This is a genomic window from Streptococcus infantis (genome assembly GCF_047460875.1).
Taxonomy (GTDB): domain Bacteria; phylum Bacillota; class Bacilli; order Lactobacillales; family Streptococcaceae; genus Streptococcus; species Streptococcus infantis_AA.
This window is the reverse complement of record NZ_JASHFI010000003.1, coordinates 29,059-42,533: the sequence shown is the minus strand read 5'-3', so window position 1 is coordinate 42,533 and position 13,475 is coordinate 29,059. Positions and strand designations below refer to the sequence as shown.

Annotated in this window: 11 protein-coding genes; 2 read left to right on the top strand and 9 right to left on the bottom strand. The window is 38.1% G+C overall.

The window, feature by feature from the left end; genetic code table 11:
• Positions 1 to 12: 12 nt before the first annotated feature.
• The 9 genes from QM887_RS03575 to QM887_RS03535 all read right to left on the bottom strand — a co-directional run bounded on the left by QM887_RS03575 (position 13) and on the right by QM887_RS03535 (position 11,685).
• Positions 13 to 2,553: a TIR domain-containing protein gene (locus QM887_RS03575; protein ID WP_414270542.1), complete on the bottom strand. Its 2,541-nt coding sequence runs from the start codon at positions 2,551 to 2,553 to the stop codon at positions 13 to 15.
• A gap of 83 nt (positions 2,554 to 2,636) precedes the next feature.
• Positions 2,637 to 5,288, bottom strand: coding sequence for a valine--tRNA ligase (locus QM887_RS03570; RefSeq protein WP_414270541.1), 2,652 nt, complete (start codon positions 5,286 to 5,288; stop codon positions 2,637 to 2,639).
• Entirely contained in the window at positions 5,281 to 5,823 is a 543-nt protein-coding gene (locus QM887_RS03565) for a restriction endonuclease subunit S (RefSeq protein WP_414270540.1), read from the bottom strand. The genes QM887_RS03570 and QM887_RS03565 overlap by 8 nt, the downstream gene beginning before the upstream one ends.
• Positions 5,820 to 6,875, bottom strand: coding sequence for a restriction endonuclease subunit S (locus QM887_RS03560; protein WP_414270539.1), 1,056 nt, complete (start codon positions 6,873 to 6,875; stop codon positions 5,820 to 5,822). Before QM887_RS03560 ends, QM887_RS03565 begins: the two co-directional genes overlap by 4 nt.
• On the bottom strand, positions 6,868 to 7,878 hold the full coding sequence (rhuM, locus tag QM887_RS03555) for a RhuM family protein (protein WP_414270538.1): 1,011 nt from the start codon (positions 7,876 to 7,878) through the stop codon (positions 6,868 to 6,870). The genes QM887_RS03560 and rhuM overlap by 8 nt, the downstream gene beginning before the upstream one ends.
• Positions 7,871 to 9,853: an HsdM family class I SAM-dependent methyltransferase gene (locus QM887_RS03550; protein WP_414270536.1), complete on the bottom strand. Its 1,983-nt coding sequence runs from the start codon at positions 9,851 to 9,853 to the stop codon at positions 7,871 to 7,873. Before QM887_RS03550 ends, rhuM begins: the two co-directional genes overlap by 8 nt.
• Positions 9,853 to 10,431, bottom strand: coding sequence for a GNAT family N-acetyltransferase (locus QM887_RS03545; protein WP_414270534.1), 579 nt, complete (start codon positions 10,429 to 10,431; stop codon positions 9,853 to 9,855). The genes QM887_RS03550 and QM887_RS03545 overlap by 1 nt, the downstream gene beginning before the upstream one ends.
• Positions 10,409 to 10,996, bottom strand: a complete 588-nt coding sequence (locus QM887_RS03540) for a flavin reductase family protein (protein WP_414270533.1) — start codon at positions 10,994 to 10,996, stop codon at positions 10,409 to 10,411. The genes QM887_RS03545 and QM887_RS03540 overlap by 23 nt, the downstream gene beginning before the upstream one ends.
• 293 nt (positions 10,997 to 11,289) lie before the next feature.
• Positions 11,290 to 11,685, bottom strand: a complete 396-nt coding sequence (locus QM887_RS03535) for a helicase (RefSeq protein WP_414270532.1) — start codon at positions 11,683 to 11,685, stop codon at positions 11,290 to 11,292.
• Positions 11,686 to 11,889: 204 nt separating this feature from the next.
• Between QM887_RS03535 and QM887_RS03530 the strand changes: the two genes are divergently transcribed.
• Together QM887_RS03530 and QM887_RS03525 are read left to right on the top strand one after the other, a co-directional pair.
• A complete protein-coding gene (locus QM887_RS03530; protein ID WP_414270530.1) occupies positions 11,890 to 12,642 on the top strand; it encodes an isoprenyl transferase in 753 nt (250 codons plus the stop codon).
• Positions 12,643 to 12,650: 8 nt separating this feature from the next.
• On the top strand, positions 12,651 to 13,454 hold the full coding sequence (locus QM887_RS03525; RefSeq protein ID WP_414270529.1) for a phosphatidate cytidylyltransferase: 804 nt from the start codon (positions 12,651 to 12,653) through the stop codon (positions 13,452 to 13,454).
• Positions 13,455 to 13,475: the final 21 nt, after the last annotated feature.

The following is a 13,475-nucleotide window of genomic DNA, read 5'->3' as shown; positions in this document are numbered from 1 at the left end:
ACTTATTATATATTATCTGTTTTCTATTGATTTTATGTGTTGTTCTCGTTTAAGGAGTGAATTAGGTTTAAACCCAAATTTTTCTTCTATTCTAGCTTTTTCTTGATAGCTAAAGGAATGCCGTGATACATGATTAACAACCATTAAATTCAATATGGTACGAGCTACGTGTGACATATTTTTATTGTTTCTATCATTTAAGATAGCTTTTTCTGAGAATTGTTTTTCATATTGTAGTTCTAATCCCCTTTTTATTAATATATAGCTAGGATTAATATTGCTATTTTCCATCATTTCTGAAAAATAATGAGAAATAGGTTCTGAACCAATTGATGAAACAGTTTTCATAATTAGTGAATATATAGTAGCAAAATTCATACTCACAAGTATGTCATGAATATCTTTTCTTAGTTTGTCCTCATTTAGGTTTTCTGTATCAACTTCTTTTGAAATAAAGTTCTCTAGAAAAAGTATAAAATCTTTATCGGAGACAATCTTAATAAAAGAGGTAAGAAGTCTTAAATTAGCATCAACTGTATTTTTTAGTATTTTATTAAAATCTTTGTTTTTTATTGACCCGTATCTGTTCTTAAGAATTACTCCAATTACTTCTACGGTTTGAATTGCATTTCTAACTTGATTTTGTCTATGAGCTTGTTTTTCTTCAATTATCTCTGAGTTATCTCTTTCTGAGTATGCATTTTCCTCTATTCTGTCTCGATGCTTCAATTCGGATTTTCGTTTTTCCTCGAAGTTCTCTATCCTGTAATCAATATTATTAGATAAATCATTAACTTGTTTATCAAAATCACCCAACTCTACAGAATCAAGTGTTGCTTCTGTATAATCACTAAATGAATTCTCTAAGCTATAGTTTAACATTTCTATTAATCGTTGATCTTTACAATGATGCGCTAAAAAAATACTTATGTGGCCATTCTGTTCTAAATCCAGATTCAAAATAATGTTTTGTATGTCATCAAGATGTTCATTAAAGTTATCAGATAGATATTGCCCTAAAAAGTAATAATATAGATACTCATAGCAAAAACTATAGTTAGAAGAGTTGCTTTTTTTCAACAATCCAGTTTTCATTAGCAAACTTAGATACTCTTCCAGGTCAAAGATTTTATAATCATTTTGATAATCTTCTAAAAATAAATTGAAATCCTTATTTGATACTTCTAAGACTTCTTTTTTAAAAAGATACATAGAAAAATAAGACAAAAAGTTTAAATAAGACACAATCCGATCATTACTTACTCCACAATTTTGAAAAGCTAACTGAATTAGTAAATTATAACAATGACCGTGTGAAGATATAGGAGTATCGAATCTGTTGTTAACATCAGTTGAAGAACCTAGGATAATTAAAATATACAGAGGAAATGCGGGGATAATACCATTCTTATATCCTCTATCTAAACCCAAACTGATATCAACAAGATTCGAATTCTCATCAATTTTCTTTAATTTATCATTTGTGTTTAAATCTCTATAGAGTGATTTTGATTCTATAAACTTTGTTATAAGCTCATTTCTTAAAGAAGGTTTGAAAGGTTGTATTGTGAATCTTGTTACTGTGAAATCATTCGAACTAATATCATAAATATCATCAACAAACAAAATTAATCCTGCGTACTTGTCAATTTTTTTAACAGTATTTTGTAATTTTGTCGAAAGTTTATGAAAATCATCAATTATAACAACTATATTTTCTGCTTTATTTTTATGGTTAGTTTTATATGTTGAAATATATTTGTTGCGAACTGCCTTTTCTATATTTTGAGAATTAATCTCTTTACTGTCTAAATAGATAGGTTGAAAACCGTCATTATATATATCTAAAAATAATTTTTTTGCAAAAGATGTTTTTCCACTTTGTCTATCTCCTACTATAAAAACTTTATCTAAATAATATTTACTATTCAGTAACTTTTCTGCTGAAAGATAACTTATATTTTCTTTTCTATCTATTCTGAGTTCTGGATAAGTATATAAATCTGAAAGCTTTAATGTGGAATTAAGAACATTAGAAATTAAACCAATAGAATCAAGTTGCGAATGAACTTCTTCTTTCAATTTATCTTGAGGGCAGAGCTCTTCTTTTGAGAGTTTTTCAGATAATCTTATAAAAAGAGAATTTAATTGATCGGATGAGTCAAACGACATTTCCTCAAATTCTTTACAGAAAGATTCGTAAGGTAATGTACCAAAAATGTAAGGCAACTTATCTGCTGAGATTTTGATAGGTATTACTTTATCTAAGAAATTATGTTCTGTTATTTCTTTTAATTCGAAACTCACACCCGAATCTTTTATTTCAGATTTTTCTAAATAGGCCTTGTCACAAATAGATAAAATAACATCGCAATTTCTAATATTTTCAATCATGAATTGATTTAAAGTATTTTTGTTAACAATATTATCATCATAAATAACATCTAAATTTTTTTCTTCTAGTTCGAGCTCAAGTTTACGTATAAAGTCTAATTGTCTCTGACTATAATTTTCATCATCTGACCAGGCATGTGCAATAAAAATTTTACTCATTTCATTCTCCTTTAGATAAAGTTCTTTATTTTATTATATCAAAAAACACAGTTTTTACACTGTGCTTTGCTATATTTATATAATTATTTCACCAACTTCTTCATCTCATCGATACGTGCGACTGTCGCGTCGTATTTGGCTTGGTAGTCGGCTTGTTTGTCGCGTTCTTTTTGGACGACTTCTGGTTTGGCATTGGCTACGAAGCGTTCGTTAGAGAGCTTCTTACCGACCATATCCAGTTCTTTTTGCCATTTAGCTAGTTCCTTGTCGAGACGAGCGAGTTCTTCTTCGACATTGAGGAGGTCAGCCAGTGGCAAGTAGATTTCTGCTCCTGTGATGACGCTTGACATAGCCAGTTCAGGTGCAGGGATGGTTGATGCGATTTCCAAGTGTTCTGGATTTGTGAAGCGTTTGATGTAGTTGACATTGCTGTTAAAGAAGGCTTCCAAGTCGCTGTCGCTTGTTTTAACAAGAATCGTGATAGGCTTGCTTGGAGCTACGTTTACTTCCGCACGCGCATTACGAACAGCACGGATCAAGTCTTTGAGACTTTCCACGCCAGTGTGAGCTGCAAGGTCTTCAAAGGCTGGATTGACAGTTGGGTATGCTGCTGTAACGATAGAACCTTCTGAGATTTGTCCAAAGATCTCCTCTGTCACAAATGGCATGATTGGGTGAAGGAGACGAAGGATCTTGTCCAAAGTGTAAAGGAGAACAGAACGTGTGATAACTTTCTCTTCTTCGTTGTCGCTATAAAGCACTTCCTTGGTCAACTCAACGTACCAGTCCGCAAACTCATCCCAGATGAAGTTGTAGAGGATGTGTCCAGCGACACCAAACTCAAACTTGTCAAAGTTAGCAGTAGCTTTTCCGATGGTTTCATTGAGGTTGTGGAGAATCCAGCGGTCTGTGACATTTCCAGCTTCCTTGTTGACAACTTTTTCCACATTGGCAGTCGCTTGCTCAAGAGTCAAGCCTTCATTGTTCATGAGGATGTAGCGAGAGATGTTCCAAATCTTGTTAATGAAGTTCCATGAAGCATCCATTTTCTCATAAGAGAAGCGCACGTCTTGCCCTGGTGCAGAACCATTTGAAAGGAACCAGCGAAGGGCATCGGCACCGTATTTCTCGATAACATCCATTGGGTCAATCCCGTTACCGAGAGACTTAGACATTTTACGTCCTTGCTCGTCACGGATAAGACCGTGGATAAGCACGTTTTGGAATGGCTGACGACCAGTGAATTCCAAGGATTGGAAGATCATACGAGACACCCAGAAGAAGATGATGTCGTAACCTGTAACCAAGGTTGAAGTTGGGAAGTAACGTTTGAAGTCTTCTGAGTCGACATCAGGCCAGCCCATAGTAGAGAATGGCCAAAGGGCAGAGCTGAACCAAGTATCCAAGACGTCTTCGTCCTGAGTCCAGCCGTCTCCTTCTGGAGCTTCTTCACCGACGTACATTTCACCCTCAGCATTGTACCAAGCAGGGATTTGGTGACCCCACCAGAGCTGACGAGAGATAACCCAGTCGTGGACATTTTCCATCCATTGAAGGAAGGTATCATTGAAACGAGGCGGGTAAAATTCAACCTTGTCTTCTGTGTCTTGGTTGGCAATAGCATTCTTGGCCAATTGGTCCATCTTGACGAACCATTGCGTAGACAAGCGTGGCTCAACCACAACACCAGTACGCTCTGAGTGACCAACACTGTGGACACGTTTTTCGATTTTAACGAGGGCGCCGATTTCTTCCAATTTAGCAACAACTGCCTTACGAGCTTCAAAACGGTCCATACCTGCAAATTCGAAGGCCAGTTCGTTCATGGTTCCGTCGTCGTTCATGACGTTGACTTGTGGCAAGTTGTGGCGTTGACCAACCAAGAAATCATTTGGATCGTGGGCAGGTGTGATTTTAACAACACCAGTACCAAACTCGGGATCGGCATGTTCGTCTGCAACGATTGGGATCAATTTATTAGCGATTGGAAGGATAACGTTTTTTCCAATCAAGTCCTTGTAGCGTGGATCTTCTGGATTGACCGCAACCGCAACGTCCCCAAACATAGTCTCAGGACGAGTTGTAGCAACTTCAAGGGCACGTGAACCGTCTTCCAGCATATAGTTCATGTGGTAGAAGGCACCTTCCACATCCTTGTGGATCACCTCGATATCAGAAAGAGCTGTGCGAGCTGCTGGGTCCCAGTTGATAATAAACTCACCGCGGTAGATCCAGCCTTTCTTGTAAAGGTCTACAAAAACCTTGCGAACCGCTTTTGATAAACCTTCGTCAAGGGTGAAACGCTCGCGAGAGTAGTCTACAGAGAGACCCATCTTGCCCCATTGTTCCTTGATAGTAGTGGCATATTCGTCTTTCCATTCCCAGACTTTGTCAAGGAATTTTTCACGACCGAGATCGTAACGAGTAATACCCTCACCACGCAAGCGTTCCTCAACCTTAGCCTGAGTCGCAATCCCCGCGTGGTCCATCCCCGGAAGCCAAAGTGTATCAAAACCTTGCATGCGTTTTTGACGGATGATGATATCTTGCAAAGTTGTATCCCAAGCGTGACCAAGGTGGAGTTTACCTGTAACGTTTGGTGGTGGAATCACGATTGAATAAGGCTTAGCCTTTTGATCGCCTGAAGGCTTGAAAACATCGGCATCAAGCCATTTTTGGTAACGACCAGCCTCAACCTCGGCTGGATTGTATTTAGGTGAAAGTTCTTTAGACATGTGTGTTCTCCTTGTTTAAGTAGTTCAATATCTTAAAAATTTGTTCTAATTCTTGTTTTTGCATATAAGAAGTCATATAGTCATAATCTGGTAATCCACTTTTAGTAACTGGCAACATAATCTTTTGACGTTTCATGCGTTCGCCGTTGAATTTATAACCATAGGCATACTTGATTTTTTGTGACAGAATCATTTGTTTCAAGAAAAGATAGGTATATTTATTTCCGTATATTTCATCTTTCCATTTCAATCGTTTGACATCATCAGAAAAAATGGCTTCGTAGGGATGATAGAAATTCTCGACGACACTACCATTGTAATTTACACCAAGCACATTTGCATCAAGACTTTTATTTGTATTAGATACAAAGGCTGTAACCCCATTATCGCTATCGCTAGCACCTACAAATGGTATCAATCCTATTTCTTGATTGGCTTTTGTCAAACGGACGCCTGATTTAATCTCACAAACATCTTCAATCCAGAAATCCTTCCAAGAAATTTCACAAACTTTTTCTTCAAGAATGGTCATCATTCTGATATATATATATATTCCAGTACTTCTTGGACTTTATCCAGTTCTAATTTTTTCACAAAGTCAGACATATATTGGAAATCGGGGTTACCTTCTTTATCAGCTGGAAGAATGACTTTTTCTCTTTTTATACGGGTGTCGTTTATCTCTCTGTTAAAAGAATATTTTTCTTCTAAGCGTTTAACAACGGTAGATAAAAATAGATAAGCGTATTTGTCTGCATTTTCAGACTTTAAAGCTGTTACGTGATCGCTAGCCACAAACTCAAATTGTTGATAGAAAGTGGAACCAACGCTTCCGCTATTGGCAAGAGTGAGGACATCTTCAAATTTCCGAACCTCTGTTTCATTTCCAATAAAGGCATCTACACCATTGTTTTCGGAAGTTGAGGAAATATAAGGTTTAGGACCATCTGTCTGATGAGCTTTTGTCAGACGTTTCCCTCTTTGAATCTCTTGAAAAACTTCAGTGAAACGAAATGTTTTCCATTCTACCTTGTCCAGTCCTACCACATCTCCAGCTAGTTCAACCAATTTACGCTCATAATAATCAATGATTTTCTGAGCTTGTTGTTTCTGTTCTTGCTTAATGTAATCTTCCATGAACTGCCAGTTAGGCTGACCTTGGGAATCTATAGGGAGTTGTAGCGTCTCATTCATTAGATGAAATTCATTTCGCTTATATCCAAAGTTATATTTTCCTCTTACAGTATCAGCAACAGTAGATATAAACATACCGTTATATTTATTGAGATTACTATTCCTTCCGACTTTAACTGTGGTTGTCCCAATGAAATCTTCTTTTTTATAAAAAGAGAGTCCCATCGATCCTTCTCCGTCACAAACAAAAACGATACAGTTTCCTTTAGTCATTAGTTTAGCTTTCTTCTCTAAGTATGAAAGAGTACCATTGTTACGATTCGTAGCACCAACATAGGGAATTTTACCACTTGATAAGCCTTTAACCTTAGAACACTTACAGTTTTCAATAGTAAATATTTCTTTAACACGAAATATTCCCCACTCAACATCCGTCAATTTTAACTTACTCATCTTTGTCACCTGCCATTAGTTTTTTGATTTGCTTGTCAAAATCCGATACGATTTTCTGGGTGCGGTTGAATTTCTCATATTCTTGACTGGCTTTCTCGTCTGCCTGTTTTTTAGAGATAGATCCTTTTCCTTCTAGAATTTCATATTCATTAAAAGAAAGGAAGCGGTCAATACTTTCCGCCAAAGATTGCATGGTAAAGGTATTGCGTCGCTCAACCAAACCTTCAATATAGTCGAAGTAAGAGGTTACGGTACGCTCTAGTTGACGGATTTCAGTTTCTTGCAAATAATTCTTAGCAACCGTCACATCCGATTTCAGGACTCGACCATCTGGTGCATTCTTCCAAGTCGTTAATCCCATTTGTTTCTTATCAGCGTCTGCCTTATGATAAATAATCTCAGCAGCGGTATTACCTGTAATAGCAAAATGAAACTTATTCTGCACCATAGCATAGAAATTCTTAGTGATTTCAGAATTTCTATCGTAGTCAATAGCGCATTCCGCAAAAATATCGGTTATTTGCTGATAAATACGGCGTTCACTGGCACGGATTGAACGGATTCGCTCTAAGAGCTCACGGAAGTAATCTTTACCAAAGACCGTTTGTCCCTGTTTAAGACGCTCATCATCAAGTACAAACCCCTTAATAATAAATTCTTTTAAGGTATTCGTTGCCCAAATTCGAAATTGTGTCGCCTTCGTTGAGTTGACGCGATAACCAACCGATATAATGGCATCAAGATTGTAATACTCTAATTCGCGCTGAACCGTTCTACTACCCTCTTTTTGAACTGTTCGAAATTTTCGAACAGTTGCCAGCTTATCCAACTCGCCATCACTATAAATATTTGATAAATGGTGACTAACTGTTGATTTAGAAACTCCGAATAACTCAGAAATCCCTTTTTGTGTCAACCAAAGATTTTCATCTTGTAAGAGAATATCTAAATTAACATCACCATTAGGTGTCGTATAAAGGACAAAATTAGAAATTTCATTCATACTTGTCACCTTTTTCCGCTACCATCGGAAGTTCCTCAATATCGGTATTTTCTTGATAATTCTCTTTTTCTTCTATTCCGAAAAGATAACCTCGGCCATGAGTAATCATATTGACTTCAAAAGTTAGATAATCTGCAATGGTCTTTTGAAAATCTTCCTCAGAAGGAATTTCATCATTAAAGTAATAGAAAGAGTGGAGCCACTCATCATCAGCTTCAATTGTTGTTTGAACACAGAACTTAGTTTCTGCTTCCGTGCGATCCAACCAGACATCAAGCAAGTGTTGTTTTTTATCTTTAGCTGTAGCTGTTTCAACCAGACCGATGTGTTTAGAAACTTCAAAACCATCATTTTCAAAGTTGATAAATTTGCATTCTTTTTCCGGACGATGTGGTATACCAGCTGTAAATACTGCAATACAAGGGTTTGTTCCTACGCCATAAAAGGTATTTTTATTAAGTGTGATAACACCCTCTAAAGTATGATATTTTAAAATATTTTGTTTAGTTTCTTTTTCAAACTTGGTCTTTCCTGTAAAGGTAGACTGAGGAACAATAACAACCGCCTTAGCACCTTCGACTAAAGAATTTAACAGATGTTCTGTAAAGTTGATTTCATACAGTTCGGTATTGGCTGTCGAACCCATTGAATATGGCGGATTCATCATACCAACGTTGCATTGTTTTAGCTGAAGCTTACTAGGATTTTGGCGTAGAAAGTCTTGGTTTTCAAGGTTACTTTTCCCATCACCGCGTAATATCATATTCGTTGTTGCAATTGTAAACATATAAGATTGTTCTTCAATCCCAAAAAGCTGATATTTCCGAATTTGACCACGTTGATAATCACTTTCTGCTTTTGTTAACATATCATGCATCGCGGCAATTAGAAAACCTGCTGTACCGCAAGTCGGATCAAAAACTTTATCCGTCGGCTTTAAATCGACTAAATCACAAAAAAGTTGTGTGATATGTTTTGGTGTTAAAACAATACCTAAGTTCTGACCGTCTCCTCCAGAGTAAGACATGAATTCTCCGTAAAAACGACCAAGATAATCTTCAGCAGAATTGTAATATCTTAAACTTTGGTAGATGCTTTTATAAAGAAATTCTGTAAAGTATTTGATAGGTGTTTTACCTAGGTTAGCATTTTTCTCATTAATTTTCACATCGTCTTTGATGATAGCAAACTGACTAAGTAGTTTATCTTTTTTTACTTCAGGAGACACATTAGCACGCTGAAGGTTAGACTTGATGGCAGCATATATCTTTGAACCGTCTGTTTTTACAGTATCTCCAGTTAAACTTTCCAGAGAGAAGTTTCCATGCTCCGTTTCTCTCAAAGCTAACAGGATACCTGAAACAATCAGAGGTTTGTTCTTTTCCTCGATATTACCGTAGTTTCTCAAATCATTATGTAAAGTCGCTGCATCTTTTAAAATCTCAGCCGTTTCTTTTTCAAAATTGGTTTCTTCTTGAAGAATCTCTTTTACGTAATACTCATCAATATTATCTATTGAGAAAGAAATCAAAGTTTCAATGTCAGCAAGTTCAAAATACTCACCCCGTTCATTCACAAAAACAGGTGTAATGCGGTGTTTTTTTTCATTACCACTAATTCCTACAGCAATGATTTTTTTATAACTAACCTTATCTGCTAAATGCCTAGCATAAAAGACCGCTCCGTTTACTGCGTAGTCTGTGTTTGATTTAGTATCATCAGCAATTAAATCATCATCTGTATAATTGATATGTTTTGATAATCCAGGTTTATCCTCAATAATGATTAAAAAATCTTTAACAATTCCAACGTATTCTGGGAAACCTGAATTTCCAGTTCCTTTTTTCGAGGCAGTTTTCAGAGCTTCATCAATCTCTTTAACATTGCTTCCTTGGGCATCAAAATTTTCACGAATTCCTGCTTCTTTCAAAAGTTCATGAACCCATAAATCAGTATTTATTTCTTTTTTTGCCATTATTCGTTCCTTTTAATCACTAAACATTCCCACTCACTCTTCAGCAAGCCGTATCTCAAATCATCGCAACGATTCCCTTGAGCATCTTTGCGATCCCTTATGCGAGCTTCAAGGGTGAAGCCAAGCTTCTCTGCGACTCGTTGACTTTGGACATTGTAGCCAAAGCAAGTCAGTTCAATCTTGTGAAGACCCAATTCTTTAAAGCCTAAGTTAATCAAGGCACGCGTTGCTTCAGGCACATAACCGCGCCCCCAATAGTCTGGGTGCAAGATATAGCCAATCTCCAGTACATCGTCTTCGTAGCGACGGGGGAAATCGACAGAACCAATGATTGTATCGGTTCCTTTAACGATAATTCCGTAGCCTGCTGGGAGATTTTCTTTTTCGTTGCGCTCGGGAAGGATATGCTCCAGATAATAAATCTCATCTTCCAAGGTCTTGACGGGTGGAAAGCCTGCTGGGTAAGAAACTTCTGGGAGACTAGCGTAGGCATAAATATCCTCAGCATCCGCCACTGTACGGACTCGTAAGACCAGTCGCTCCGTTTCGATTCGTTCAGGTAATGTTGCTCTTGTCATTCTTCTGCCTCGCTTTCTTGATAAAGCTTCCCATGGGATCGACTCGGTCGTCCAGATAACGATAAACACGCTGGTGGCCGTCCCCCATAAAGTAAGTAGGCGCAAAACGGTCATTTATAAAATGGTCCTTGTCATCTAAGAGCTCAGGATCAGCCAGACGGTCTATAATCTTGGCAAAGATATGGCAGATGCCATCTTCCTCGATAATTCGATCTACCTGGCAATCCAAAACGACTGGACAAGCCTCTAAAATCGGTGCCTGAGTTCGTTCAGAAATCTCATAGTCAAGCCCCAGGTGTTTCAATTTTTCCCGATGGCTGATGAAGCCAGCCTGTTCCATCTCAAGCATGAGGTTTTCGTCAGGGATGTTGACAGTGAACTGTTGGTAATGCTTAATCTGGTCAGCCGCATTTTCCTCAGCACCAACACCGATGACTAGCCAATTGCCTAGACTATAGGAGGAACTGCAGGTCGTAATATTGTGCCCAAAGTTCTGGTCCTGATAGCCTAAGATGAAGATAGGAAAACCAAAGTAGAGTTTGCTGGTGTTAAAAGATTGTTTCATGACAACCTCCTTTGGCTAGGGGTGTAAAAGAAAAATCGTCCCTGCCATCTACATGACAGGGACGAATATGTTTATCCGCGGTACCACCCAATTTCGGGCAGATGCCCGCATCTCTCGTCTTTTAAACAAAAAGACATTTATATTTCATTTTTTAATTTCATCCATTAGCAACCAGTTTTGACACATTTGTGGACTTCTCAGCACCGCCACTTTCTGTAAAATGTGGGACTCAAAACACCTCTAATGGCTATATTTTAACAAGTTTTTCACGGAAATGCAAGGGACAGGAAAGATTACTTGAACTTAATGCCGTTTTCTTTTAATTTCTTGATGGTAGCTGGACCAATTCCTTTCAAGGCAAGGAGTTCTTTTTCTGTCCAGTTTTTGAAGTCAGCAGCAGATTTGATCCCTTCATCGTAGAAAGTTTTAGCACGGTCAAGTGGAAGTCCGCCTAAGTTAGCTGCGAAATCTTCAACAGAAGTTGTAACCTTTTGGGCTTGCTCTTTAGTTGCTTCTACAGCTTTTTCTACTTGCTTAGAGACAGCTTTTCCAGCCTCGCTTGCTGCTTTTTCAGCATGTTTTACAACTTTTTTTGTTTCTTCGACAACCTTGTTTACAGTGTTTGAAAATGCGCCTGAGCGACGTAGGCTGTTTCTCAATTGTTTTTTACGTTGGAGTGTCTTTGACATGATAAAATCCTTTCAATAAAAAATCCCTGTAACTGAACAAGGATTTAATCTTTATACGTTTATTGTATCAACTTTCTTTGGGAAATGCAAGGCTTGTAATCTTAGAAATATGGCGAATTCCGCCTTAGAATAAGAGAAGATGATAGAAGAAAAGTGAAAAATATGGTATAATAAAACGATAGATTTTTGAATAGGAATACAATCATGTTTGGATTTTTAAAAAAAGATAAAGTGACAGAAACGCCAGAAATGGTGCCAGCCCACATCGGTGTTATCATGGATGGTAATGGTCGTTGGGCTAAAAAACGGATGCAACCGCGTGTCTTTGGCCATAAGGCTGGGATGGATGCTTTGAGAACGGTAGCCATTGCTGCTAGTGATATGGGAGTCAAAGCCTTGACGGTCTATGCCTTCTCGACTGAAAACTGGACCCGTCCAGATCAGGAAGTCAAATTTATCATGAACTTACCTGTTGAATTTTATGATAAGTTTGTTCCTGAATTGCATCAGAAGAACATGAAGATTCAAATGATTGGGGAGACTGATCGTTTGCCGAAGCAGACTTTTGATGCCTTGAAAAAGGCAGAAGAACTGACTAAGTTAAATACAGGATTGATTCTCAATTTTGCCCTTAATTATGGTGGACGAGCTGAGATTACACAAGCGGTCAAGTTGATTGCACAGGATGTTTTAGATGCTAAGATCAATCCTGGTGATATCACCGAGGAGTTGATTGGGGAATATCTCTTTACGGGACATTTGCCAAAAGTCTTGCGTGATCCTGACTTGATTATTCGGACCAGCGGTGAACTTCGTTTGAGTAATTTCTTGCCATGGCAGGCTGCTTATAGCGAGCTCTATTTCACGGATGTTTTGTGGCCTGACTTTGATGAGGAAGCCTTGAAAGAGGCTATCGTTGAGTATAATCGCCGCAACCGTCGCTTTGGAGGAGTATAGGAGTTATTATGATAAAGGATTTACAAAAGAGAACTCTCTTTGCTATCTTGGCCTTGGCTATCTTTATACCAATCTTGATCCTCGGTGGTCTATGGTTACAGATTGCTATGGGACTTGTGGCTATGTTGGGAGTGCATGAGTTGCTTCGCATGAAAGGGTTAAATACCATGACGCCTGAAGGTCTCTTGACTTTACTAGCGACCTTTGCTCTGACCGTGCCATTGGAAAACTACTGGAAGTTTTTACCTGTAGATGGGAATGTTGTAGCCTATGGAGTTGTGATCCTCATCATGCTAGGAGCGACAGTCTTCAGCAAGAACTACACCATTGAGGATGCTGTTTTTCCGATTGCCATGAGTTTCTATGTTGGCTTCGGCTTTAATGCCTTGGTTGATGCTCGAATTGCAGGCTTGGATAGGGCCCTTTTGGGACTTTGTTTGGTTTGGGCAACAGATAGCGGTGCCTATCTGGTGGGGATGAAGCTTGGCAAGAGAAAGCTTGCTCCGAGAGTATCGCCTAACAAGACCATAGAAGGTGCTATAGGGGGGATCTTGGCTGCTATGCTAGCGACTCTCATCTTTATGCTAGTCGATAGTACCGTTGCTTTACCATATGGGCTTTACAAAATGCTGGTTTTTGCTATCTTCTTTAGTCTAGCAGGTCAGTTGGGTGATTTAATCGAAAGTGCTATGAAGCGTCATTTTGGAGTCAAAGACTCAGGCAAATTTATCCCTGGTCATGGTGGGGTACTGGATCGTTTTGACTGTATGCTAGTAGTTTTCCCTATTATGCACCTCTTTGGCTTATTTTAAGGAAAGGTGAACAGAAATTAA

Excerpts from the sequence above, each read along its gene's own strand:
- QM887_RS03575 (WP_414270542.1), bottom strand. The coding sequence starts at position 2,553 with ATGAGTAAAATTTTTATTGCACATGCCTGGTCAGATGATGAAAATTAT.
- QM887_RS03570 (WP_414270541.1), bottom strand. The coding sequence starts at position 5,288 with ATGTCTAAAGAACTTTCACCTAAATACAATCCAGCCGAGGTTGAGGCT.
- QM887_RS03565 (WP_414270540.1), bottom strand. The coding sequence starts at position 5,823 with ATGATGACCATTCTTGAAGAAAAAGTTTGTGAAATTTCTTGGAAGGAT.
- QM887_RS03560 (WP_414270539.1), bottom strand. The coding sequence starts at position 6,875 with ATGAGTAAGTTAAAATTGACGGATGTTGAGTGGGGAATATTTCGTGTT.
- rhuM (WP_414270538.1), bottom strand. The coding sequence starts at position 7,878 with ATGAATGAAATTTCTAATTTTGTCCTTTATACGACACCTAATGGTGAT.
- QM887_RS03550 (WP_414270536.1), bottom strand. The coding sequence starts at position 9,853 with ATGGCAAAAAAAGAAATAAATACTGATTTATGGGTTCATGAACTTTTG.
- QM887_RS03545 (WP_414270534.1), bottom strand. The coding sequence starts at position 10,431 with ATGACAAGAGCAACATTACCTGAACGAATCGAAACGGAGCGACTGGTC.
- QM887_RS03540 (WP_414270533.1), bottom strand. The coding sequence starts at position 10,996 with ATGAAACAATCTTTTAACACCAGCAAACTCTACTTTGGTTTTCCTATC.
- QM887_RS03535 (WP_414270532.1), bottom strand. The coding sequence starts at position 11,685 with ATGTCAAAGACACTCCAACGTAAAAAACAATTGAGAAACAGCCTACGT.
- QM887_RS03530 (WP_414270530.1), top strand. The coding sequence starts at position 11,890 with ATGTTTGGATTTTTAAAAAAAGATAAAGTGACAGAAACGCCAGAAATG.
- QM887_RS03525 (WP_414270529.1), top strand. The coding sequence starts at position 12,651 with ATGATAAAGGATTTACAAAAGAGAACTCTCTTTGCTATCTTGGCCTTG.